Origin of the sequence: Streptomyces sp. NPDC048001 (assembly GCF_043203115.1) — a bacterium.
Taxonomy (GTDB): domain Bacteria; phylum Actinomycetota; class Actinomycetes; order Streptomycetales; family Streptomycetaceae; genus Streptomyces; species Streptomyces sanyensis.
The window spans coordinates 721,883-746,418 of sequence record NZ_JBIDBN010000001.1; the positions used below are offsets into that span (position 1 = coordinate 721,883).

20 protein-coding genes and 2 pseudogenes are annotated in these 24,536 nt (G+C 69.6%); 18 read left to right on the forward strand and 4 right to left on the reverse strand.

Going from position 1 to position 24,536, the window contains the following annotated elements; genetic code table 11:
• Positions 1-68 precede the first annotated feature (68 nt).
• The 3 genes from ACGF15_RS03055 to ACGF15_RS03065 are packed head-to-tail and all read right to left on the reverse strand — an operon-like array spanning position 69 to position 5,097.
• Positions 69-1,340: a restriction endonuclease subunit S gene (locus ACGF15_RS03055; RefSeq protein ID WP_392796702.1), complete on the reverse strand. Its 1,272-nt coding sequence runs from the start codon at positions 1,338-1,340 to the stop codon at positions 69-71.
• Positions 1,337-3,367 (reverse strand): N-6 DNA methylase, encoded by a 2,031-nt coding sequence (locus ACGF15_RS03060; protein WP_392796703.1) that lies wholly within the window; start codon positions 3,365-3,367, stop codon positions 1,337-1,339. Before ACGF15_RS03060 ends, ACGF15_RS03055 begins: the two co-directional genes overlap by 4 nt.
• Positions 3,364-5,097: an N-6 DNA methylase gene (locus tag ACGF15_RS03065; RefSeq protein ID WP_392796704.1), complete on the reverse strand. Its 1,734-nt coding sequence runs from the start codon at positions 5,095-5,097 to the stop codon at positions 3,364-3,366. The genes ACGF15_RS03060 and ACGF15_RS03065 overlap by 4 nt, the downstream gene beginning before the upstream one ends.
• 214 nt (positions 5,098-5,311) lie before the next feature.
• Between ACGF15_RS03065 and ACGF15_RS03070 the strand changes: the two genes are divergently transcribed.
• Both ACGF15_RS03070 and ACGF15_RS03075 read left to right on the forward strand, forming a co-directional pair.
• Positions 5,312-7,003: a DUF6119 family protein gene (locus tag ACGF15_RS03070; protein WP_392796705.1), complete on the forward strand. Its 1,692-nt coding sequence runs from the start codon at positions 5,312-5,314 to the stop codon at positions 7,001-7,003.
• Between the two features lie 243 nt (positions 7,004-7,246).
• Positions 7,247-8,182 (forward strand): DUF5655 domain-containing protein, encoded by a 936-nt coding sequence (locus tag ACGF15_RS03075; protein ID WP_392796706.1) that lies wholly within the window; start codon positions 7,247-7,249, stop codon positions 8,180-8,182.
• A gap of 98 nt (positions 8,183-8,280) precedes the next feature.
• On the opposite strand, the gene ACGF15_RS03080 is transcribed toward ACGF15_RS03075, so the two are convergent.
• A complete protein-coding gene (locus tag ACGF15_RS03080) occupies positions 8,281-9,027 on the reverse strand; it encodes a DNA-methyltransferase (RefSeq protein ID WP_392796707.1) in 747 nt (248 codons plus the stop codon).
• A gap of 577 nt (positions 9,028-9,604) precedes the next feature.
• Here ACGF15_RS03080 and ACGF15_RS03085 point away from each other — a divergent pair.
• The 16 genes and pseudogenes from ACGF15_RS03085 to ACGF15_RS03160 form a co-directional block, all read left to right on the forward strand.
• On the forward strand, positions 9,605-10,750 hold the full coding sequence (locus tag ACGF15_RS03085) for a C40 family peptidase (RefSeq protein ID WP_392796708.1): 1,146 nt from the start codon (positions 9,605-9,607) through the stop codon (positions 10,748-10,750).
• Positions 10,751-10,838: 88 nt separating this feature from the next.
• On the forward strand, positions 10,839-11,147 hold the full coding sequence (locus ACGF15_RS03090) for a DUF6112 family protein (RefSeq protein ID WP_030195549.1): 309 nt from the start codon (positions 10,839-10,841) through the stop codon (positions 11,145-11,147).
• Positions 11,147-11,836 (forward strand): hypothetical protein, encoded by a 690-nt coding sequence (locus ACGF15_RS03095; protein ID WP_392796709.1) that lies wholly within the window; start codon positions 11,147-11,149, stop codon positions 11,834-11,836. Before ACGF15_RS03090 ends, ACGF15_RS03095 begins: the two co-directional genes overlap by 1 nt.
• Positions 11,837-11,863: 27 nt before the next feature.
• Entirely contained in the window at positions 11,864-13,261 is a 1,398-nt protein-coding gene (locus ACGF15_RS03100) for an ATP-binding protein (RefSeq protein ID WP_392796710.1), read from the forward strand.
• A gap of 133 nt (positions 13,262-13,394) precedes the next feature.
• Positions 13,395-14,861 carry an SCO6880 family protein gene (locus tag ACGF15_RS03105; protein WP_392796711.1) on the forward strand — a complete coding sequence of 489 codons (1,467 nt, stop codon included), beginning with the start codon at positions 13,395-13,397 and terminating at the stop codon, positions 14,859-14,861.
• Positions 14,862-14,896: 35 nt separating this feature from the next.
• Entirely contained in the window at positions 14,897-15,349 is a 453-nt protein-coding gene (locus tag ACGF15_RS03110) for a DUF6238 family protein (protein ID WP_392796712.1), read from the forward strand.
• Between the two features lie 27 nt (positions 15,350-15,376).
• On the forward strand, positions 15,377-16,882 hold the full coding sequence (locus tag ACGF15_RS03115; protein WP_392796713.1) for an ATP-binding protein: 1,506 nt from the start codon (positions 15,377-15,379) through the stop codon (positions 16,880-16,882).
• 84 nt (positions 16,883-16,966) lie between these two features.
• Positions 16,967-17,602: a hypothetical protein gene (locus ACGF15_RS03120; RefSeq protein ID WP_392796888.1), complete on the forward strand. Its 636-nt coding sequence runs from the start codon at positions 16,967-16,969 to the stop codon at positions 17,600-17,602.
• Positions 17,603-17,735: 133 nt separating this feature from the next.
• Positions 17,736-18,548: a hypothetical protein gene (locus tag ACGF15_RS03125; RefSeq protein ID WP_392796714.1), complete on the forward strand. Its 813-nt coding sequence runs from the start codon at positions 17,736-17,738 to the stop codon at positions 18,546-18,548.
• Positions 18,549-18,647: 99 nt separating this feature from the next.
• Positions 18,648-19,412: a hypothetical protein gene (locus ACGF15_RS03130; RefSeq protein WP_392796715.1), complete on the forward strand. Its 765-nt coding sequence runs from the start codon at positions 18,648-18,650 to the stop codon at positions 19,410-19,412.
• Positions 19,413-19,514: 102 nt separating this feature from the next.
• Positions 19,515-21,302: a type IV secretory system conjugative DNA transfer family protein gene (locus ACGF15_RS03135; RefSeq protein WP_392796716.1), complete on the forward strand. Its 1,788-nt coding sequence runs from the start codon at positions 19,515-19,517 to the stop codon at positions 21,300-21,302.
• An 8-nt stretch (positions 21,303-21,310) separates the two neighbouring features.
• Positions 21,311-21,532 (forward strand): hypothetical protein, encoded by a 222-nt coding sequence (locus ACGF15_RS03140; RefSeq protein WP_392796717.1) that lies wholly within the window; start codon positions 21,311-21,313, stop codon positions 21,530-21,532.
• Positions 21,529-22,701, forward strand: coding sequence for a DnaB-like helicase N-terminal domain-containing protein (locus ACGF15_RS03145; RefSeq protein ID WP_392796718.1), 1,173 nt, complete (start codon positions 21,529-21,531; stop codon positions 22,699-22,701). Before ACGF15_RS03140 ends, ACGF15_RS03145 begins: the two co-directional genes overlap by 4 nt.
• Positions 22,702-22,743: 42 nt before the next feature.
• A complete protein-coding gene (locus ACGF15_RS03150; protein WP_392796719.1) occupies positions 22,744-23,322 on the forward strand; it encodes a hypothetical protein in 579 nt (192 codons plus the stop codon).
• A gap of 1 nt (position 23,323) precedes the next feature.
• Positions 23,324-23,497, forward strand: a pseudogene (locus ACGF15_RS03155) (DNA cytosine methyltransferase); the annotation flags it as partial.
• 121 nt (positions 23,498-23,618) lie between these two features.
• Positions 23,619-24,524 (forward strand): annotated as a pseudogene (locus ACGF15_RS03160) (DNA cytosine methyltransferase); the annotation flags it as partial.
• Positions 24,525-24,536: the final 12 nt, after the last annotated feature.

Genomic DNA, 24,536 nt, shown 5'->3' on the forward strand with positions numbered 1-24,536 from the left:
CACCGCATTCTCGAATGCCTTCTCGGTGTACACGCGGGCGTCGTCCACCTGAATCCCCCTCAGAAGTCTTAGTTGTGCGTCGGACGGGCTGTGGTGACGTCGAGCTGGCCAGTGACGGCGGCGGTGGTCAGTGCTTGGCGGCGCTCCACGAGAAGCGCGATCTGGCGCTTTACAGCATCCGCTAGCCGGTCAATGTCTCGGTTCTGATCACGGATCTCCTCCACGATTCGACGCTGTTCCGCCAGACCAGGAAGAGGAATGCGCAGCATCTGAAGGTCAGGCACATAGATGGTCTTGTGCGTGGAGCCCATGGCAAGACGCCCGAGAAGGTCTTGGCGCATGGCGCGCAGGCACCACAGTAGGTAGTACGGATCCAGACGTGGACCGCAAATCCAGGTGACGAAGTCCTGACTGGTCGCCATTTCCGTTCCCATGACGGCCGAGTAGCCCGCAGATGCGGTTCTGCACAGGACGACGGTGCCAGCCGGGCAGAGTTCGGCGGAACTGTTTTCCAAACCGAGCTCGCTAATCTTCTCACGAGTTTCGGTGATCTCTTCACGCCGATCGTCGCGAACCTGACTGACTTCACCTGTTGTAATCCACGGGATAGTGCAGTCAATCCACCACTCGGGATGAGATCTACTGGGAGTATGGCCGCTTCCCATGCGTGCCACCAGGCCCAGCCGAACTTCCTTCCAATCGCCTGGCAGAGTCGCTGACCACGCGAGCCCAGATCGCCTCCGGTCAGGATGGTGCGCCCCAGTAACTGCGGCAATGACGCCAGCCACCCTCCGCTCTGTCAGCTTGGCAGAGATTTGCTGCTGAGATTCCACCAGTCGATCGATCTGAGCGGACTCGGCATCGAGGAAGTCAGCGATGCGCCGCTGCTCTTCCAAGGCCGGTAGGGGAACGGAAATGTCGCCAAGGTCTTCCGAATTGATTCGCGGCGTGCGGACACTACCACTCTCGGTGCCACCAATTCCGCGAAGCCGCGAAATCATCTCACCAACAAACCAATGAGATCGGAAAAGATGATGCAAATACCTCGCGTCCGTATCACGGTTCGGTCTCATCACCAAGTAGTCCGGACTCACCAGACCCCGCACTGGAGAAATCCCAATCGCCCCCTGAAATGCCCGCATCCGATTCAGGACGATATCTCCGGGCAGGCACACCTTGTAGTGGCTCAGGTCTTCAGCACGAGGCAATTTATCGGTCAGGGAATCACGCGGGACGACACCGTGGTGGATCGAAACAGCCAGCAATGGAGGCTGGTCCATTCCTGCGCGGCAATCGATCACGCGGTACTGGTGCTTCAGTCGTACGCTGCGCCAGGTCATCCAGCCACCTCCCCGAGCATGTCCTGAATGTCCGACGCCAGCGATTTCAGCTCGGCATCGATTTGCGACAGCGGCCTCGGCGGCGTATAGACGTAGAAGTGGCGGGCGAAGGGGATCTCGTACCCCACCTTGCACCGCTCCACCTCCTTCGTCTTCGGGTTGCGGGTCTCTGCGATCCAGGCATCAGGGACATGTGGCAGTACCTCGCGCGCAAGGTACTCGTCAATGCCTTCGCCCAGCGGTACGTTTTCGTTGTCGCGCAGTTCGGGGTCAGGTTCAGGCCTACCCTTGATGAGCTGAACCTCGCCGTCTGGGTCGGTCACTCCTACGGCATCGCGCAGGGCCTTCTGGAACGGTGCGACGGAGGGCCACAGCACACCCCCAGCCACCATGGCCGCCCGCAGGGCATCCCATGCCTCAGCCTTTGCGGACCACTGCGAACCGATCAACGGCTTGAGCGCAGCAATTAGCAGCTGGACCACAGCCTCGCCTCCCACAGCCTTCTTCACGGCGGCCGACGCACCGAGCTGGGCAAGGCTGTCCTCGGTCAGCTCGAATCGAAGCCTGAGGGGCCGGTCTACAGTGATGCGCTGGTAGCCGAAGTCCCGGTTGGTGAAGACCTTCACGCGCCCATGATCCGGATGGGTCTCGTCGCCAGCGATACTCAACACGTCACGGTAGATCGTACAAATGTGTCCGATCTGAGCCCGCGTGATCTCCTTGCGCTTCTCGCCGAGAGACTTGCGCATCTTGGTCCACTGGTCGCGGGCGTCGAGGAGGATTACGCGGCCCTTGCGGTCGTCTGACTTGCGGTTGGTGACGATCCAGAAGTACGTGGAAATGCCGGTGTTGTAGAAGAGCTGGTCAGGGAGGGCAACAATCGCCTCCAGGTAGTCGTGCTCAATGATCCACCTGCGGATCTCCGATTCGCCTGACCCCGCTGCACCGCTGAAAAGAGGGGAACCGTTGAAAACGATGGCCAAGCGGGTGCCACCGACCTCGTCGCCCGCCGCGTCCTTTTTGAGCGGCTGCATCTTGCTCATCATGTGCTGCAGGAACAGCAGCGAGCCGTCGTTGATCCGCGGCAGGCCGGCTCCGAAGCGGCCGTCGAATCCGCGGTCCTCGTGCTCCTGGCGTACGACCTTCTCGACCTTCTTCCACTCCACACCGAAGGGCGGGTTGGCGAGCATGTAATTGAAGGTCTCGCCGTCGTGGCCGTCCTGGCTGAAGGAGTTGCCGAAGCGGATGTTCTTGGCCGTGTGGCCCTTCAGAAGCATGTCGGAGCGGCAGATCGCGTACGACTCGGCGTTCAGCTCCTGTCCGAACAGGTTGACGCGCACGCGCGGGTTCAGCTTGCGGATGTGCTCTTCAGCTGCCGAGAGCATGCCGCCGGTGCCACAGGCCGGGTCGAGGATCTTGACGACCTGGCCCTCTCCGTTCAGCCGGTCGTCATCCGGGGCGAGCAGCAGCTCGACCATGAGCTCGATGACCTCGCGAGGGGTGAAGTGCTCACCGGCGGTCTCGTTGGAGGCATCGGCGAACTTGCGGATCAGCTCCTCGAAGACGTAGCCCATGTCGTGGTTGTCCACGGCCTCGAAGCTCAGGTCCAGGCCAGCGAACTTCCGCACCACCTGGTAGAGCAGGTCGGCGTTGTCCAGGCGGTCGATCTGGAGGTGGAACTCGTAGCGGTTGATGATCTCGGTGGCCTCCGAGGAGAACCCCCGGATGTAGTCCTTGAGGTTCTTCGCCACGTTGGCCGCGTCACTGCTAATCGTGTCGAAGGTCTGCTCGGACAGGTTGTAGAACTTCAGCTTGGACGCCGCCAGGAGCAGTCCGTCCTTGTTCTCTCCGGTGTAGGAGGCCGCCCGGTCCCACACCGCCTGGCGGGTCGGAGCCATGACGCAGTCCAGTCGGCGCAGCACCGTCAGCGGCAGGATGACCTTTCCGTACTCCGAGCGCTTGTAGTCACCGCGCAGGAGGTCGGCCACCGACCAGATGAAATCGGCCAGTTCCTGGTTCTTGCTCAAAGTGTCCTGTCCTCTCGCCCCACTGCGGCGTCTCCGTTGGTCGTCGTGCTTTGGTGCTCGGCGTTCCCGCCGTTACGGGTCGGCGGCGGATCGAGTGCGCCGCCGGTGAGGCCGTCACGGGCGAGCCGCGCAGCCTGGTCGCCCATGCTGGCGAGTTCGGCGAGTTCGCGCTCGAACGCGCCCAACGAGCGAAAGGCGTCGCCGTAGCGGCGTTGTCGCTCAACATCCATGCGGGGTAGGCGCGCCGCCTGCAGGTCCGCTCGGAACGTACCCGAGGAGGACGTGCTACGACGGACGTTCGCCGCGCTGCCAGCGAACCCACGCACGTAGTCGGGGTCCAACTGATCGCTGACGGAGGTGAGCTCGTCACCGTCCAGGCTGACCAGGCCGGCGGCCAGCAGGTCGCTCACCGCCACCGGGACGCCATCGTCCAGGGCGTCGGCCCGGCCACGTGGTGGCAGCTCGGGAAGCAGCGCCCGAAGGAGGCGCAGGCGCCTGTCCAGATCCTCACGCAGCTTTGCGTACTCCACCGCGTAGTCGGGTTCCGGCTCACGTACGTAGCGGCTGGGAGTGAGGTCCACCTCGTTGTCCAGCAGATCGATCAGCGGCACCTCCGCCTCCTGATGCGGCTGAGGGTCCCACGGCCCGTCTGGGCTGTTTGCGCTGAGATCCACCATCCGTACAGTCCCCGCCGCCCGCCCGGGGAAGGAGGGACGGCCCAGCAGCCACAGGTGTAGCGGAAGTGCGTGACTGGCAGCGAGGCCGGGCGGTAGAGCCACCACCGCGGTGACGCAGCCGCGACGCACCAACTCCGCACGGATTCTGCGACCGGAGCGGCGATGGGCGACCGATGCCGGCAGGACCACCACGGCTCGCCCGCCGGGTGCCGTGTGGTGGTAGCAATGCTGAAGCCAGGCGAGTTCACTCTCCCCGCGCGACGGCACACCAGCCTCCCAACGCGGATCGACGAGCAACTGCTCGCGACCCCAGTCGGCCACGGCCGTCGGAGGCTCACACACGACCAGGTCCGCGCGGAGATCAGGGAACGCGTCAGCCCGCAATGAGTCGCCTACCACCACCTGAACCGGCGCCGCCGCCCCAGTGGCAGCCAAGGCCGCACGCACCTGGGCTACGCGTGCCGCATCCGCCTGCGTGTCCTGCCCCAGCCTGTTCTGGACCGCACCGCCGCCCACCGCAACGAGGAGCGAGCCGATGCCGCACGCAGGGTCAAAGACGGTGCCTGAGGTCTCACCAGCGAATTCTCGGACCGCGCGAGACAGTCGCAATGTCGAGGCCCCGTCCAACGCGGCGCGCGCGGTGGACTCCAGCAGACGGGCGACCAGAGCATCCATCACCTCGGTGGGCGTCCGGTCGGCGACCAGCCCGTCCACCGCCTCTCGGGCCGCCTGGTCGGCAAGGTCTTCCGCATCGCCCCGGAGATATTCCCCGAGAGCAGCCAGCGCCCCGGCCATTTCCTCGCCGTAGGCACCGCGCAGCGCCTGCCAGAGCCGGACCTCCCCGCTGACCTCTCGCCCGTCGCGCTGCCCGTCCAGCCACTGCCGTACCTCGGCGAGCGAGAACAGGGGACTCGCCGAGGTGCCGCCTACGGGCGCGGGGAAGTCCGAACGACGCCTGCGCCAGTTGGACACCGCAGCACGCGTCACGCCCGCCAACCGCGCGATCTCCGCAGCGGTCGCCGTGGCATCGGGCGCCTCGTTTCCTCCGGTCATGACGCGACCGTACACCGTTCACGCTCGGATCTCCAAGTTACATTCAGTTGACAGCGTTAACTAGCTCCTGTTCACTGGGTGTCACGCGCCAAGGACTCCGCCGCACACAACCACCGCACCGGAGGAGAACCGGGCGTGGGCACGAAGTCACGCGGATCGAGGAGAACGACCCCGCGGCACCGACCTCCGGCACCTCGACTCAAAGGAGCATGACGTGGCCGCCAAGGAGAAGAGCAGTACCGGCACCCGAAAGTCCACGTTGCACCGGCTCTCTGTTCCCAACGGTGGCGAGGTGGAACTCCGCACTCTTGTGCGCCCCCACTATCTCGACAGACCCGGTTACCAGGTCCGCGGGTTCGCCTGGGAGGGCGTCACCGGCCTGCTGGTGAACGGAGGAATCCCCCGAGACCGCGCCGACTGGTGCCCGGCCGTCGAACGGATCACCGGCCTGGAGGTCAACGAACGGAATCACTCTGCTGCCGGCCTGGTACTCATGCGCACCGAGCGCGGCCTGTACGCCCTGAGTTACGGGGTCGGCCAGCACATGCTGGACCCGTACTACCGTGATGATGAGTTCGGCCTGGAGTTCGCCACCCGCTGCCTCGACGAGGACGGCATCATCAAGGTGCGCAACCAGATCATGGACGGACGAGGGCGCGTCGACGAGTACTCCGTCGCCCGGGGAGAGCGTATCGACGGCTTCGGACTCGACCGGTTCGGCGCAGTCGTCCGCCGCATCTGTGGAACGGTCAGCGGCATCCCGTTGACCTCACTGCCCGCCGGTAGCTCCAAGCATGTTCGAGTCGAGTGTTCCGAGTCGACCATCAAGCTGCCGCTGGCCACCACCCCGGAGGAATTCCTCAACGACCTGCGCGCGATAGAGGAGGTCTGCTCGCGCCCGGATCCGCTGCCCGAACTGGGCTTCGTCGATCGGCTCCGTACGCTGGACAAGCGCAGCCGCAAGGCGGTGGACGCCCAGGCAGTCCTTGAGCGCATGCTCGCCGACCCTACTCACCCGCGGCTCACGCTGGGAGTTCCGGAGAGCTGCCAGGAGGGCTTCGGCTCCGCCCAGGCGTTCCGGATCAGCTCGGGTAGCCGCAGCATCGACGTCACCGACCTGGACCTTCCGGTCCTCCTCGGCTTCGTCTCGGACAAGACCGAGGGAGAGCGCCTCAAGGCGCTCGGCCAAGTCCGGGTCGTCATGTTCAGCGACGACGACTTGAAAACGCCGGCCAGCGCCGCGACCACCGGCAAGGAGTGGCTCATCGCGGACGTCCCTGTGGAAACAGTGCGGTACTTCTACGGCCACGGAAAGTGGTACGAGGTGGGAGCCGGATTCCTCGAGACGCTGGAGGAAGAGCTCCGGGAACTGCTCGGCAAGTCGGCCAGCGTCCAACTGCCCGCCTGGCCAAAGGGAGTACCGAACGCCAAGGGGCGGGACTCTCACGATGAGGACTGGTACAACAAGCAGGCGGCAGGCCAGGAGGGCTACCTCCTCTTCGACAAGAAGAACATCGTCACGGACAAGTTCAACGGTGGCGGCCTGGAGGTCTGCGATGTCCTCGGCCCGGACAACCAGCTGATCTGCGTCAAGAAGGCCACCAGCAGCAACGGCACCGCACCGCTGAACCACCTCTTCGCCCAGGCGGTCACCGCCGTCGAAACCCTGCGCAGCGACAAAGCCATCCGCAGCGCCTTCCTGGGGCAGGTTGCGGACCGTACTCCCGAGCACCGTCTCCTGAGCGACTTCGGCACGCTGAAGGTCGTGCTCGCCATCCTCCTCAAGGACGGAAAGGAGATCACTGTCGACTCCCTCTTCGCCTTCGCCCAGGTCTCCCTCCTCCAGTCGGCACGTCGCTTGCGCGCGATGAACGCAGAGGTCGAGGTCGTCGCTATCCGACGCTGAGCCACGCCGCCCTGGGGGTGATCCCCACACCCACTTCGCGAGCGCCGTGACGCGTCCAGCACCCGTCCGAATCTGGCAAGCCCAACGCAGCTGATCATCTTCCGTGAACGGCCCCGAGGCGTCCACGTTGGCTGAGAAACAGCGAGCGGTAGCCCGACGAGACAGGAGACGCAGGTATCCGCTGGAATACCCGCAGGCCGGTTTCGATTGCTCCTCTTGTAGTGATCACGGAGGGGGACGCTGGTGGCCGAGCTGATGTTGTTCCGGCAGGACGCGGACGGGCGGGATGTCGAGCTGTCCGGTTCGACGGTGGCGCTGGAGGTGGAGCTGCAGCGGCGGGTCGAGGCGGGTCTGGAGCAGATGCTCGGTATCCGGTTCGTGGCGTCGGAGTACGCGACCGGTCCGTGGCATCGAGGGCGGATCGACACGCTGGGGCTGGATGAGAACGGCAGCCCGGTGGTGATCGAGTTCAAGAAGGGTTCCGACAGCGGGGTGCTGTCGCAGGCCGTCTCGTACCTATCCTGGCTGCGTTCGGCGCAGCACGAGTTCGAGGCGCTGGTCCGGAAGGTGCTGGGCGCGGATGCGGCCGAGTCGATCGACTGGCAGCGTCCGCGGATGGTCTGCATCGCGGCGGGCTTCTCCCACCATGACCGTGTGGCCGTGCAGTGGTTGCCCGAGCGCATCGATCTGGTGCGCTACCGGGTCTTCGATGGCGGCCTGCTGAGTCTGCTGCTTGTCGATTCCTTGCCCGGCTCGCCGAGCGTCCCTTCGTCTCGGCGGAGCCGGGAGCGGGACGCGGTGGTCGGCAGCGTGCAGGCGGCACCGGCGACTCCTATGCCTACGGGTGCCAGCCTAGTGCCGGATTCCTTGCGGGACCTGTACGCGGAGCTGGACGAGGCGCTCACGGCGTGGGGCGAGGTCGAGGTGGCGCCGCTGCGGCACTACATCGCCTACCGACGGCTGGTGAACGTGGCATCGGTGATCTTCCGTCCGAAGCACGGGGCGATCCTGGTCTATCTCAGACTCGACCCGGACTCGGTCGTGCTGGAGGAGGGCTTCACCCGGGACATGCGCGGCGTCGGACACCTGGGGACCGGGGACCTGGAGGTGCGTCTCGCCTCGGCGGCGGACCTTGAGAAGGCGGCGCCGTTGATCCGGCGGGCGTTCGAGGCGGCGTGACGCAACGAGAAGGGCGGCTGGTGCATCGGATTCTCGATGCACCAGCCGCCCTTCGGCGTCTGCGGCCCGCCGGCCCCGGGCTCTCTCCGCTCTCATGGTCACGCCTCCGGTCCGGCCAGGTCGAAGTCGTCCTTGGTCAGCTCGGCGCGGAGCCGCTGCTCGGCCACGTCGGCGTAGTGCGAGGACAGCTCGACGCCCACGAAGCGACGTCCCTCGCGAAGGGCTGCGACGCCCGTGGAGCCGCTGCCGGTGAAGGGGTCGAGGACGGTGCCGCCTTCGGGGCAGACCTGTACGAGCTGCTGCATGATCCCGACGGGCTTCTGGGTGATGTGCACCCGGTCCTTGCGGGGCTGGGAGGCGATGTAGTGGCCGGGCAGGTAGAGGTCGCGGGTGTTGTCGAGGGATCCCTTGACGCCCCAGATGATGAACTCGGAGTCCTGCTTCGGCCCGCCCTTGCGGGGCCGGCTGGCGGGCTTGATCCACGGGATGGTGCCGCTCCAGGTCCACCCGGCCATCTGTAGGGCGTCGGACGTGGTCGGTTCCTGGCGCCAGTCGGAGAAGACCATGGCCACCGCGTGCTCGGTCGAGGCCCGGTACGCCTCGGTGAGCAGTTCGGTCAGCCAAGAGCGGTAGGAGCGCTGGTCGCGGTTCTCACCGGGGAAGTTGGCGAGGTCGTGGGCGCTGTTGCTGGTGACGTACTTGGCGCGCGCGGTCCGTCCGGTGCGTTCCGAGCTCGTCCGGCCGCCGGAGTTGTACGGCGGGTCGGTGATCACGGCGTTGACGCTCTCGTCCGGAAGAGACTTCAGCACGGTCAGGGCGTCGCCTCGGTGCAGCGTGTAGCTCATGGGAAGGGCCTCTCTCAGGGCATGGCAGGGCCGGGACCGCTCCGGGCAGGGCTCAACGGCGTCCTTCCGGGGCGGGGTTGTGCTGGAGGTTAGCGGCGATCACCGGCCGCACCTAACGAGGCGGGCCGTGCTGCGGCCCCGGTCCGGGAGTCGTTTGGTGCGGCCGGAATCCCTGTCTACTGTCTCGCCGTGTCACCGGGCAGGAGCCTCGCTCCACCCCGCTGACCTGTACTTATCCGTGCTGTCTCGTCCAGTCGAGCGGTATCGGAGGCACGTTGCCCTCTTCCTTCCCGCACACCGTCAGGAGCCCCTGTGTACCGCCTGAGATTACGAGCGCGGCTGGCTGCCGCGCATGACCTGAGACCGGCGTCCGGGAGCTACCAACTCCTCTGACCCGGGCCCGCCCGAGCGGCGGATGCACATCGGCGCGGTGCCGACGGCTTTGCACGAGAAGTCGGCACCGCGCCTCCTACGAACACCGAGGAGCCGCTGCGATGCAGCATGCCCTGATACCTCCGCGCTCCGACCCGACGCCGTCACCCGGCCGGCACCGCCGCCTCGGTGAACGGTGGCGGCGATGAAGAAGACCACCAAGGGCGTCGTCGGTCTCTGCGCAACCGCTCCGCTGCTGCTGGCCGTTCCGATTCTCGCCATCGGGGCCGGGACCGCCTCGGCCGCCTGCTCGACCGCCGGGGCACAGGATGTGGATACCGCCGCCGTCGCCGCCCAGGTGAAGGCCATCCTGGACGGCGGAGACAAGGGATCGGTCTCCGTGCCGGGCCTGGACGACCCGGTCGAGCAGGTGCCCAACGCCAAGACGATCCAGGCCACCGGCGTCGCAATGAACATCCCGGCCCGCGGGCAGGTCGTGGCCCTGGCGACCGCCCTGCAGGAGAGCGGCCTTCGGAACCTGACCTACGGCGACCGCGACTCGCTGGGGCTTTTCCAGCAGCGTCCGTCGATGGGTTGGGGCACGGCGAACGAGATCCTCGACCCGGTGCACGCCTCGACCAAGTTCTACGAGGGGCTCAAGAACGTCTCGGGCTGGCAGTCCCTGTCCGTCACGCAGGCCGCGCAGGCGGTGCAGAGGTCGGGCTTCCCGGAGGCGTACGCCAAGTGGGAGCCGCTTGCTACCGCTCTACAGAAGGCCATCGAGCCCCTGCTGCCGAAGGCCGGTGGCGCGTCACCGGACCCTTCGCCGTCCGGCTCGGCCGGCACCGGCAGCCCTTCGCCTGGTATCGCGGGCGGTTGCAGTGCCGAGGGGGACGGGACCGACTTCGGCACCATCCCGCCCGGCGCGCTGCCGCCCGAGTACAAGATCCCCGCCAACGCTCCTCCGGAGGTCCAGACGGCGATCCGGTGGGCGCTCGGCCAGCTCGGCACGCCATACCAGTGGGGCGGGACCTGCACGAGCTCCCACGGCAAGGACGCCATGGGCCGGTGTGACTGCTCCTCTCTGATGCAGCAGGCGTACAAGGCCGCCGGGGTCACCCTGACGCGGACGACGTACACGCAGGTCAAGGAGGGCAAGGCGGTGTCGGTCGATGCTCTTCAGCCGGGTGACCTGCTCTTCACCGAGGGGACGGCCTCCGTACCCGAGCACGTCGGGATGGCCATCGGGCAGGGCCTGATCGTCCACGCCCCGCGCACCGGCGACGTGGTCCGCATCACGACCCTCGCCTCCTGGAAACCGCGGATTCTCGCGGCCCGCCGAGTCGTCTGACCGGCGCTTCTCCCCCCTTCCCCTTTCCTCGCACCGCCGCTTCGCCCCAGCGGGCTTTGACGTGCATGCAATCGAACTGGAGTTCCCCATGTATCTCGCTGACCAGGTCATTCAGCTCGCCTACGATCCCGGAATCAAGCCGAACGAGGGCGGTCTGCCGGGCCTGTCCGTCCTCAAGCAGGTGATGGGCTCGATCAATCTCTTCGGGCTCATCGCCGTGGTCGGCGCCCTCGCAGTCAGCGCGGGCGTCTGGGCCTGGGGTCACCACTCCGGCGGCCACCAGGCGGAGGCCAACGGCAAGAAGGGCGTGCTGGTGAGCGCCGGCGCGGCCCTTCTGCTCGGCGCGGCGAACGGCGTGGTGGCCTTCTTCAGCACGCTGGGGACGCAGGTCCACTGATGAGTCAGCACTCCACCCACCCCGGCGGCGCACCTCGCGTGCGGCGCCGGGCGCTGCTCGGCACCGTCGTCCTGGTGGTGCTCGTCGCCCTCGCCGGCCTGGCCGCGTACCTCACCCGCGACGGCAGGGGCCCTTCCGAATCCCTTGCTCCACCGCCGAGTTCACCCTCGGGCCCCTCTTCGGCCCCTTCGGCATCCGGGTCGTCCACTCCGCACACAGTTCCTCGTGCCCTTCCCGTCCCGCCGAAGACCCATGACCCGATCGCGTACGGGAAGGCAGCCGCAGCAGCGATGTGGTCCTACGACACCCGCGCGTACTCGCAGCCCGAGCTGCGGAAGGCTCTGCACGGGTGGCTGACCACGGAGACCAAGTACGCCGACCCGGCCTCGGTCGACAAGGTCGTCCCCTCGGCGGTGCTGTGGAAGGAGATGGCCGCCAACGGCCAGTTCGCCACCGCCAACGTGCACGAGGGACACTTCCCGAACGCGTTCACCCGGGCCCTGCAGGAAGACCCCGGCGCGATCACCGAGGCGTACGTCTACGCCGTCACGGTCTCCGGCAAGCAGTCGATCGCCTGGAAGGGCTCGCCCGCCGGCGGCGCGGAGAGCCGTGCCACCACCCTCGCGGTCCAGTGTCGGCCCGACCGTCCCTGTGCCCTGGTCGGCGTCATGCCGTCCGTCGCGCCCTAATCCCCGTTCAGGAAAGGAGGTATCGCCATGGGAGTCTGCGACTTCCCGCTGATGGACAAGGTGTGCGGAGCCGTCGACTTCGCCACCAACCCCGCCGGAACCGTCACCGACGGCATCGGCGCGTGGATCGCGAAGTCGATGGGTGAACTGGCGGCCAGCGCGGCCGATCTCGCCGCGAAGGCCGTCAACGAGACGACCGCGATCGACCTCAACGCCGGATGGTTCCGGGACAACTACGAGCTCCTGCTGCCCATCGGGCTCGCTCTGACCGTCGGCATCTTCTGCATCCAGCTCATGACCGCGGCCTGGCGACGCGATGAACGCGCTCTTGCTCAGGCCGCGTTCGGCACCATGACCGGCGTCCTCTTCAGCTTCTCCGCCATCGCCTTCACTACCGTCGCCATCACCGTGGTCGACGCCCTCTCCGACGGACTGTTCCATGCAGCCAACACCTCCGTCGACGACGCGATCCGGCGCGTGGTGAAGGTCAATCAGTTGGGTGCGATGTACGGCCTCGGCTGGGGCGTCCCAGCCCTGGTCGCCCTCGGGTGCGCGATTGGCGCCTTCCTGTACTGGGGCGTCATGGTCGCCCGCAAGGTCGGCGTCCTGATCATGGTCTCGCTCGCCGTGTTCGCCGGAGCCGGCGGTGGCTGGGAGGTCGCCAAGCGGTGGCGGCGCGGCTGGATCGAGGCCACCGCCACCCTGATCGTCTCCAAGCTCCTGATGACGGTGGTCTTCCTGATCGGCGTCTCCGCCATGGGCAAGAGCGACGCGAGCGACGGGATGGCCGCCCTGTCCGACGCGATGGCGGGCATCGTCGTGATGGTCCTCGTGCTGCTCTGCCCGTATGCGACGTACAAGTTCGTGCACTGGGCCAGCGACGGCGGCGGCCACGACGACCTGCACCGCACCGGCGTCGCCGGCATGGCGGTCGCCGCCGGGGCGGCGAAGACCGCGGCCACCCTGGCGATGCAGGCCGGCACCGGCGCCCCCGCTCCCCAGGGGCCGAACCAGGTCCCCGGTGCGGGCGCCGATGGCGTCGCCTCCGGCATCAACCCCGCCGGCGGCACCCTTAGCAAGGAGGGCATCGACGCCGGTCCGCCCAAGCAGCAGACCCGCTTCCGCTACGGCGAGGACCCGAACGCCACCGGCGACAAGGGCCGGGCCCTCATCCAGCGGCCCGGGATCCCACCGCTGATCACGCGTCCTGGCACAGACGAAGCGGAAGGGTCCGAGGTGGCCGTCCACGGCGTCACCAGCAGTTCCGACCATCTCGTCGGCGCGTCGGCACCGGGCGGCAGCATGACCTCCCTGCCGCCTGTCGGCCCCGTGACTGTGCCGCCACCTCCCGCCGGACCGTCGGCCACCGGTTCTCCGACGCCGACGAACTGGGTGTTCCCCACCCAGCCGCCGTCGGGTTCCTGACCCATCACACCCGGGGCGGGCTGTACACCACGGCCCGCCCCACCCTGACCGACCAGCAGAGGAGTCCCCTCATGACCTCCAGAAGAGCGCCGCGCGCCCCGTCCTTCGCCCGCTCCCACCGTCTGGAACCACCATGTCCGGCAAGCACCAGGCCCCTACGGCCACCGTGAAGTTCCCCCACCGCAGCAGGCGCGGCATCCTGCTCGGGCTGACCGCCCCGCAGCTGATCGTCGCCAGCCTCACCGGCCTTCTCCTTCTCGCCGTCGTCCTCACCCGCGGCGTGGTCGGTGCCCTCCCGCTCATCCCGCTGTGGGCCGTCATCGCCCTGTTCGTCTTCGTCCGCCACCGTGGCCGTGCCCTGGCGGAGTGGGCTCCGATCGTCACCCGGTACGGCCTGCGCCGGATGCGCGGCCAGCTCGTCTGGCTCACGCGGCCCTCCCGTCGGCCGACCCGCGAGGGACTCCTCCACCTTCCCGGCACCGCCGCCAGCCTGCGCGTGGTCACCGCCCCCGACGGCCGGTACGGTGCGGTCCACGATCCCCACCGCGGCACGCTGACCGCCGTGGTCAAGGTCTCCTCCCGTGCCTACGCGCTGCTCGACCCGGGCACCCAGCAGGCCAATGTCAGCGGCTGGGGACGCGCGCTGGCCGCGCTGGCCCGTACCGGGCAGGTCGCCCGCATCCAGGTGATCGAGCGCACCGTCCCGGACTCCGGTGACACGCTGCGCCGCTACTGGGAAGAACACGGCCGACCCCACGCCCCCATGGCTGGCGCGATCTACAGCGAGCTGATCCAGAGCGCGGGCCCGGCAGCGGCACCCCACGAGGCATACGTCGCGGTGGCGCTGGACACCAAGGCCGCGCGACGGCTGATCAACCAGGCCGGCGGTGGCCTGACCGGCTCCTTCAGCGTCCTGGCACAGCTGACATCCGCCTTCGACCAGGCCGCGCGGACCGCCGGGCTCAACCCCACCGGCTGGCTCACCGCCCGCGAGATCGCCGCCGTCGTGCGCACCGCCTACGACCCCAAGGCCCTCACGGCGCTGGACCGGTGGTCCACCGCTGGCCGTCCCGAGGCCGAGTCCGCCGCCGCCGGACCCGTCGTGGTCGTCGAGAAGGCGGACCACATCGCGACCGACTCGGCCGTCCATGCCACGTACTGGGTGGAGAACTGGCCGAGGACCGAGACGTCGGCCGGCTTCCTGCACCAGCTCCTGTTCACCGGCGGCGTCCGGCGCACGCTGTCGCTCTCCTACGAGCCGAAGGGACTGGACGCCGCGCTGCGCGACGTCCAGCGCAAGAAGGCCAGTGTGATCGCCGATGCAGCCGAGCGGGCCCGGCGCGGCCAGGTCGACTCCGAGGCGGACTCGATCGAGTACCAGGACATCAAGTCCCGCGAGCGCCAGCTCATCGCGGGCCACGCCGATGTCGCCCTGACCGGGCTGCTGACCGTCTCGGCCGACTCCGAGGACGAACTCCGCTCCGCCTGCGCGGTCGTGGAGACCGCCGCCGTCGGTGCCCAGCTCGACGTCCGGCCGCTGACCTGGCAGCAGGCCGAAGCGTTCACCGCCGCCGCTCTGCCGCTCGCGCTCTCCGCCTGACGCCGGCCCTTCCCTCCCTTCGAAAGAGCACCCGCATGTCCCGCACCGCCAGCCCGATCGCGCAGGACTTCATGCCCTTCGCCACCGCCGCGCTCGACTTCCACCGTGCGCTCAACATCCCCGGCGGCCCGCTCGTCACCACCCGGATCGAGTTGGACGCTCTGCACGCGCACCTCGTCTCGGTGCACGGGCTGCTCGACGCCCACGCCGCCCGCACCGGTCAGCTCGTGCCGATCGAAGGCGACCAGCTTCGCGCCGCCCGCACCCGCATCTGGCAGGCCGCCGACCACCTCCACGCCGCCTACCACGCGGCGCCCCGGCCGGATTCGGGCGAGGTACCCGAGCCCGAGGCGTGCCAGGCCGGCCTGCCCGAAGGGGCACCGGAGCTGACCATCTGCCAGCGCCACCAGCGCGCCGCGCACCTGATGCGCCGCCGTACCACCCCGGCCGACCTGCACACGCCGTTCACCGGCCTCGTCCGCCGCTGACTCCATCACCTGTCTGGAGAAACATTCATGCCCCGTACCCGCGCCAGCGCCTCTCCCCTGTACGTGCCGCACAACGCTTCGCGGGCCCAGCAGAGGGCCGCCCGAGCCGGATTCGCCGAAGCCCGCCGACAGGCGCGCCTCGCCGGAACACCGCCCAAGCACCGCGCCGAGCAAACCCTCGACCCGGAGCTGCGGCCGACCTACCCGCCGACCGGTCGTCCCGGTCCGTCCTCGGCCCGGGGCGGCAAGCTCCGCCTGCCCGCCCACCGAATGACCACCGCCACCGCTTCGGGTGCCTACCCCTTCGTGGCCGAAGGCGGCCTGGGGGCGGAGGGCATCTTCATCGGCCGCGACGTCCACGCCGAAGCCGCCTTCTGCTTCGATCCTTTCTCGCTGTACAGCAGCGGCCGGATCGAGGGCTTCACGAACCCCAACGCGGTCCTCGCCGGGATCATCGGCATGGGCAAGTCCGCGCTGGCGAAGTCCATCGCCACCCGGTCGATCGCCCACGGCTACCGGATCTACATCCCCTGCGACCCCAAGGGCGAGTGGACCGGCGTCGCACAGGCCCTCGGCGGCTACAGCATCGCCCTGGGCCCCGGCCTCCCGGGCCGGCTGAATCCGCTGGACGCCCCGGCCCGGCCCGCCTCCGTCAGCGAGGACGACTGGGCCACCGAGGTCCGAAAGCGCCGTCTCCTGCTCCTGGCCGGCCTGGCACGCACCGTCCTCAAGCGCGACCTGCTGCCGATGGAGCACACCGCCCTCGACCTCGCCCTCGACCTGGTCGTCGCCGAGGCCACCGCCCGTGGCATCGTGCCGCTGCTCGGAGAGATCGCGCACGCTCTCGGCTCACCCGAACGCCTCGACCGGGCCATCGGCCACCAGGCCGGACACCTCGGGTCGGCCGCCCAGGACCTCGCGCACGCCCTGCGCCGCCTGGTGCACGGCGACCTCAGCGGAATGTTCGATGCCCCCTCGACGGTGGCCTTCGATCCGACCGCACCGATGCTGTCGATCGACCTCTCCCGCCTCGGCGGCTCCGGAGACGACACCGCCCTGGTCCTCGCGATGACCTGCGCGAGCGCGTGGATGGAGTCCGCCCTCGCCGACCCCGACGGCGGCCGGCGCTGGGTGATCTACGACGAGGCGTGGCGACTGATGAGGCACGTCGGCCTGCTCGAACGGATGCAGAGCCAGTGGAAGCTCTCCCGTGGTCTCGGCATCGCGAACTTGATGGTCATCCACCGGCTCAGCGATCTGCTCTCGGCGGGCGATGCCGGTTCACGCGGCCGGGTGCTGGCCGAGGGCCTCCTGGCCGACTGCTCCACCCGCGTCATCTACCGCCAAGAGCCCGACCAGCTCGCCGCCGCCACCTCCCTGCTCGGCCTGACCGGAGTCGAGACCCAGGCGGTGTCCGCCCTGACCAAGGGCCGCGGCCTGTGGAAGGTCGCCGGCCGCTCCTTCATCACGCAGCACATCCTGCACCCGGCCGAACGCGAACCGTTCGACACCGACGCCCGCATGTCGGCGTAGGGTCCGTCCGGAGGATCGATCATGTCTGCTTCTCCCAGTTCTTCCGGCCTGGCCGAGAATCCGCCGCCGCCGTCCACCGACCGCCTGGCGTGGCGGAGGCACAGCCCGGCGCTGGCCTCCGCCGCCGCCGGGATCAGGCAGGCGTCCGAAGCCTGGGACGCGGTCTCGGACTCCTTCTGCGACGGCGACGGCTGGCCCGTCGACGAGCAGGGATACGAGGACGGCAAGGTGAAACGCGACGCCGAGGCGTGGAAACACGTGGAGGTCTTCCTCGCCCACGGTCCCGAAGTCCTAGCCGGCGTCCGCGCCGCCGCCCGTGGAGCTGACTACGTCGAGGGGCCGGCCAGCGAAGACCTCCGCCGGCTGCGCGGGATCGACACCACCCTGGAACGGGCGGGACAGCTCCAGCGCGAGTGGGACCAGATCATGGCCCTCATGGACGCCTCGCTCCCCGGCTCGCGGAAGCTCTACGAGAGCCAGGCGGAGGAGAACCGCAACGCCGACGGCTGGCACTACGCGGACGAGCTGGCCTTCCAAGGCCCGGCCCTCGTACGGGCCGCCGACTACTTGGCCGACCGAGCGGACCGCGAACAGTCCTCGCGGACCGAACAGGCACGCGTGGCCCTCGCCCGATCCACCTCCGACCGGCGCGGGCCCCTGCCCGCTTCTCCCCCGGCGCCACCGGCACCCGGCCCACCGGTGCCGGGGCGCTCCCGCTGACGCCCGTAGCACCGAGTCCCGGCGGGACCAAACCTTCCGATCGCCAGATCCTCGTAGACCACCGCCCGCCCAGCACCGCGTGCCCGCAGCCCGCGCCGCCGACCGCTGGAACACCCCATCGCGGAGAAAGCCCATGCACCAGTACAACCCGCTGATCACCTTCGAGCGAGAGGGACCACACATCACCGCGTGGACCAGCATCTCCTCCTCGCCTGTTGTCTCCGAGGATCCGAAAGAGGATCACGGGTACGGCTGCCTCACCGCTCCCCTCCGCCAGCGCGGCCTGGAGGTCACCGTCGAATACGGCCTGAGCGACTACATCGTCCACGCCGCCCTCCCCGACGGCAGTTCGCTGATCATCTCGCCGCCGCAGGAACCGCCCAGCGAGGACCCCGAGTTCCCCGAGAGCTGGACGGCAATCCGCCACAGGGACACCGCGCCCTCGGTGTACGAAGAGGTCTACGACTCGGAACCTGGCGGCCCTGACGCCCGGTACGGCGGCAGCATCCCGAGTCTGCTCGCCGCCGTCGACACACGCCTGGACCAGCTCGGCGTGCCGCCACGCCCCGAGCAGCAGCGCTCCTCGCAGGAGCGCGTCGCCGACGCCGTGCTCCACCGTGCGGGTTTCATCGCCGCCGTCTCATTCGACGGGGAGCGCTACCACCGGCTGCCCACGGCCATGACCGATCCGACCGAGCAACGGCGGGCGGTGACCCAGGCTTTCGCCGCGCTGCAGGACCAGGGGTTCACCGTCCTGTGCGACTCGGCCCTGCTCACGTCCAAGGGCCGAAGTCCGATAGACCGGACCGCCCTGCCGGCCTCTGCTCAGCCACGGGTGAGCGCTGCTCTCGCGCCCTCGCCGTCGGCCGGACCGCGCACGGTCCGCACGCACCTGGCGCGTCCCGCGCTGCCACCCGTACGTCCCTCCACCACCCCTGGTCGCTGATCTCTTCCCGTCTCGGAGTACGCCGTATGCCTCTCACCAGCAGAACCGTTCCGGCCCTCGACCTCCCTCGTCATCGAGCCCGCACCGGATGGATCAGCCGTGTTGCCCACCTCCGCCGAAGAACTGCTTGCCGACGTCACCGTCGGCCGCCACCCCGACTACGGCATCGTCGCCGCGAACCCCAAGAACCTCGCCGCCGGAACCTGGATGCTGGAGCGGCTCGACTTCCGCCCCGTCCTAGGCGAGCCGACCCTGTACGCCCTGACCGACCAGCAGCGTGACGGGCAGGGCCGCGCCACCCGGGCCATCGCGTTGCTGCGCAACGCCGGCTTCCGGGTCGACACGGACGCCGTGTTCAACCCCTCCCTGGTACCCGGCGCGGGGCCCATGCCGTCCCGGGCTCCGCATGCCGAGCCAGATGTCGCGTTCGCCGAGCATCCACGGCTCGGCATCGTCGCGGCCGTCGACAGCCGCGCCTCCGGGCTCACCGGACTCGCCGTGGTCGAGCACGGCTGGCGGCACGATCACCGCCTAGACGTCTACACACTGCCCGCCGCCACCAGCCGCGACGAGGCCCTGGGGAAGGTCGCCAACGCCACGCTGGCTCTGCACCGTTCCGGTGTCCAGGTTGCGGTGCAGCCCCGCCTCGCCCAGGACGTAGCGGCCCGCCACCGCCCCGCGCCCGCCTCGTCCCGCGACCGCATCCAGGGTGTTGGCCGTAGTTCTCCGATCAGGGCCGCCGCGCTCGCCGCCAGCCCGACCCTCGCCGGTCTCCCGGGCAAGGCGCCGATGCCCGCTCCCGCCAACTCCGTACCGGCGGCCCGGCCGGTCGACCCGCGCATCGCGTTCTCCCGCGACCGCTGATCCCAATGAAGCGTTCCGTTCGATCCGCAAGGAGTAGGCCCGTGAGCTGCACGAGAGCCGAGCGCGCCCCGCCCCGCCCGCTCGCACCCCAAGGAACCTCCCGTGCCTTCCCCGCGCACCAGTGCGCCGTCGACCATCACCGGCTCCGACGCGCTCCTCTACCTTCTGTTCGGCGTCCTCGGCGCCGCCATGGCCTTCGGCTCCCTCGCCTGGCTGACCGGCAACCTCACCAACTCCCTCGTCGGAAGCGGCCCGTGGCCCCCGTTCCGCGCCACCGACACCCTGCTGCACCCCGAGGTGCTGTGGCCAGCCCTGAGTACCACCGCGCTGCTGGTCGGCGTCCGCGTCGTGCCCGGCCTGCTCACCCTGGCGCTGATCACCACCGGCCTGGTGCTGTGGATGCGCTGGCGCTCCGGTTCCAAGACCGGTCTTGCCCGCAAGGGCGACCTGGCCCCGCTGCTGGACAAGGAGATCACCGTCAAGGCAAAGAGCCTACGGCCGTCCCTGAGCGGCCGGGAGTGTAAAGAGGTCGCTCCCGCCGACCGCGGCATCCTGCTCGGCACCCTCGACCCGGGCCAGGCCGAAGTCCGAGCCTCCTGGGAAGACGTGATCGTCGCGATCATGGCCCCGCGCAGCGGGAAGACCTCCGGACTGGCGATCCCCGCGATCCTCGCAGCCCCCGGCCCGGTCCTGCTCACCAGCAACAAGGCCGCGAACGACGCGTTCACCGCCACGGTGGACGCCCGAGCCGAGGTTGGCACGGTCTGGACACTCGACCCCCAGCAGATCGCCCACCATCCGCGCCAGATGTGGTGGGACATCCTGGCCGACGCCCGCGACCTGGCCGGGGCGAAGCGGCTGGCCGGGCACTTCGTCGCGGCGAGCGTGGACGAGACGAGCGGCTCCGACTTCTGGTCCACCGCCGCGTCCAATACCCTCAGCGCCCTGTTCCTGGCGGCCTCGAGCCATCGACGGCCGATCACCGACGTGCTGGCCTGGCTCGCCTCCCCCGCCGACCGGACCCCGGTCGACCTGCTCACCGACGCCGACCACGACGCTGTCGCAGCCCAGCTCCAGGGCACGGTCTCCGGCGCGACCGAGACCCGCGACGGCATCTATGAGACGGCGAGGCAGTACGCGAGCTGCCTGCTCGACCCGGACGTCGCCGCCTGGGTCACCCCGAGCGAGGACCTCCCCGAGTTCAAGCCCCTCGCCTTCGCCACCTCCCGCGACACGCTGTACCTGCTGAGCAAGGACGGCGGAGGCAGCGCGTCCGCGATCATCGCGGCAGCGGCCGACGCCGTGATGCGCGCGGCCGTGATCGTCGCCGAATGCTCCGGCGGACGGCTCGACCCGCCTGCCCTGTGCGTCCTCGACGAGGCCGCCAACGTGTGCCGCATCAGCGATCTCCCGGACCTGTACAGCCACCTGGGCAGCCGGGGCGTCATCCCGATGACGATCCTGCAGTCCTACCGGCAGGGCCAGCGGTGCTGGGGCGAGGCCGGGATGGACGCCCTCTGGTCCGCCGCCACCGTCAAGATCGTCGGATCGGGCATCGACGACGCCGACTTCGCCGACCGCCTCAGCCGACAGGTCGGCGACCACGACGTCCAGACCGTCTCGGTCTCGACGAGCGAGGGCGGCAAGTCCACCTCGGTGAGCATGCGCACCGAGCGGATCCTGCCGCCCGACGCGATCCGCGCCCTGCCCAAGGGCAAGGTGCTACTGCTGGCCACCGGCCTGCGGATCGCCATGCTCAGCATCCGGCCCTGGTACAAGGAGCCCTCTGCCAAGGTGGTCGGGCCGGCCTCCGCCCGCGCCACGAAGGCGATCACCGAGCGGGCCTTGGCAAAGACCGTCGGCCACGACGACTTCGGGCTGTCGGCATGAACGCGCCCATGCCGCGTTCCGCGCGGCTGGCGCAGTCGCCGGTCGTCCTGCGCGAGGGCCGGTGGTGGCTGGTCTCCGATGATGCCGGGTCGGTTCCCGTCGCCGATCCCTCCTTCGCCACCGTGCTGGACGACTTCGCCGAGGCGGTGGCCGCCGCCGACCGGGCGGTCGCCGATCTGCGTGCCCGACCGAGTGAGCCGTCCGCTTCCAGCACACGAGGTCGTCGATGAACCCGCTGCTGAATGCCGAGCAGGCGCTCCTCGGCGCGGTGCTGCTCGACCCGGGCCAGCTCTCGCACCTGGAGTGGCTCGCGCCGGATCACTTCTACCGGCCGGTCCACCAAGCACTGTTCGCCGCGCTGTGCAAGCTCCGAGGCGATGGCCACCCCGCGGTGGAGGGCGAGGGGCCGGTGCCGCTGGCGTGGGTGACCGACGCTGTCAACGAGGCCGGCCTCCACGTCAGGGGGCTGACGGCGTCGTACGCCCATCTCCTGGTCTCGGCCTGTCCGCGTCCGGCGCACGCTCCGGTGTACGGCCGCATGGTGCTGGAGGGGGCGATCCACCGCACCGTCACCCAGCACGCGATCTGTCTTCACCAGGAGGCTCGCGCGGGCGCCCTGCGAGGCGAGGTCGAGGGAGCGCTGCACTACGCGGACGTCCTCACGGGGGTGCTCACCGATCTCGCCCGGCGGTGGGGCACCGAACCGCGACCGGTCGCGCCCGCGACGCCGCCGGCCACCGCCCCGTCCGCCCTTCCGCCGGCTCAGGCCGATCGGGTTGCCGAGGACGAGGAGTTCATTCTGACCGTCCTCGTCGAACGGCCAGGGGCCGTGGACGAGGTGGTGGATTGGCTGCGTCCGGGGGACTTCGCCGACCCGGTCCACGGGCAGCTCTACCGGTGCCTCGGGGCGTTGCACCACCGGTGCGAGCCCATCGACCGGATCACCCTGCTCTGGGAGGCCCAGCGGCGCGGCCTGCTGGCCGACGGCACGCTGTCCGAGGACCGGTTCGCCGCCATCTGCGACGGCGTGGGGGCCGGTGACGCCGAGTGGCTCGGCAAGCAGGTGATGCGCTCCTCCCTCACGCGCACCGCAGCCGCCTCCGCCCGCGCCGTCCGCGCCCTTGCCGAGGACGAGACCCTGGCCCCCGGTCGGCTCATCAACCACGCCCTGCACGCGCTCGGTCCGCTCGACGAGGTCCGCGCCCGCTGGCAGACCGCGAACGGCCGGCCAGCCTCCCGAGCGCCAGCCACCGCTCCTTCCCTGAGCGAGCCACCACCGGCACGGGTGCACGCGGCCCTCACCCGCAGTACGCCGCGCCCCGCTCCGTCTCCACCGGGCCAGCTCGGCCCCAGGCCCACCCCGACCGCCGCGCGCCCGCCCTCGCGCAACCACAGCTGACACCCCCTATCCACCGCTCGTCCTCACGTACAGGAATTCATCGTGCCCACGAACCCTCTCGCCGACGCCCTGGCCATACGTGCCACGGCCTCGGCCTTCGATGCCCAGCGCGGCAAGCTCCCGGTCTCCGGCGACCCTCACCGCCTCCCCGGCAGCGTCGCCGTCGCCCAGCAGATCTCCGAACTCGGCAAGTTGATCACCGAGCTGGGCGACGAGGTCCTCTTCCGCACCGTCAACAGGGAACACCGCTCTCGCACTTCCCTGGCCGTGTCCAGCTTCTCCGCCGCCGTACGGCCTGCCGGTGAGGCGGCAGCGGCCCTCGGGGAAGTGGCGCAGCAGCTCGCATTCCTGGAACGGACCGAGCATCTGCACGACCGGCCCGACACCCGGGATGCTCGTGAGGCGGCGGGGCGGGTGATCGACGAGGCGCTCGGGACGGCGGACACGGCCCTACGGGAAGCGGCCGACTCCCTGCACGCCGCCTCGACGGCGGTCTCGCCGCCGTCCTCGCGGCTCCGGGCCGCCCTCGGCCGGACCACGACTGCCGTGTATGAGGCCGTACCGACTGCCCCCGCAGCGTCGGCGACGGCTCTCGTGCCTCGGACCGTACGGGGCCGGTGACATGCCCGTCACCGTCTACCGCCCTCCGCTGATCGGGTCGCTCTGCTCCGGGTACGGCGGCCTCGACCTGGGCGTGCAGGCCGCTCTCGGCGGCACCCTGGCCTGGCACGCGGAGGTCGATCCGAACGCCTCGCGCATCCTGGCCCGCCACTGGCCCGGCGTCCCCAACCTGGGCGACATCACGAACGTCGACTGGTCCAGCGTCCCCCGCGTGTGCGTCCTGACGGCCGGCTTCCCCTGTCAAAGACGTCTCGGTCGCCGGCCGCCGGGCCGGACTCAACTCCCAGACCCGCTCGGGGCTGTGGCTGCACGTCGCCCGTGCGGTCGAGGCCCTCCGACCCTGCTTGGTAGTGATCGAGAATGTGCGCGGCCTCCTCACCTCCCCCGCCGGTTCCCCTGGCGACGTGGAACACTGCCCGTGGTGTCTGGGAGACACCGCAGGTCAGCCTCCTCTGCGGGCACTCGGTGCCGTACTCGGCCCCCTGGCCGACCTCCGGTACGACGCGAAGTGGCTCGTGCTTCGCGCCTCTGACGTCGGAGCCCCGCACCGGCGCGAGCGGACCTTCCTCACGGCCTGGCCCGCCGGGGACCCTCCTCAAGACGCCGACCAGCAACATCGGCAAGAACGGCGGCTCCCAGCACCCGGCCAAGAGGAAGAGCGGGGGTCACGGTCCGAACCTGGCCGACGAGGTCGAGTGGCTCCTGCTGCCGACCCCGAAGGCGTCGGACGAGATCAAGGGATCTCCCAACCAGCGCCACGGCAATGGGGACATGACCCTGCCCAGTGCGGCGGCGTCGCTGCTGCCCACACCCCGGGGCAGCGGCACGGGCACCCCGGGCCGCCGCCCCGGCAAGGGGTGGCGGCCTCCCCTGTCGGCGGTGGTCCTGCCGCTGTGGGCGGAGCGGTCCCCGGAAGCCGAGGAGTCGAGCGGCCATGGGGAGCGTACGCAGCCGCCATCGCCCGATGGGAGACGCTCACCCGCCCCGCGCCGGCGCCCACGGACGCGGCCGGTCGCCTCCGTGCCGACTTCGTCGAGTGGATGCAGGGCCTCGACGCCGGCTGGGTCACCGCCACCCCGGGACTTGGACGCCCGGCTCAGCTCACCGCGCTCGGGAACGGCGTCGTGCCCCAGCAAGCAGCACGAGCCCTGCAGTTGCTGGCGCCGCCGTTCCCGCGTTGTCCGCGCTGCGCGGCCGGGTAGCGGCTCCCTACC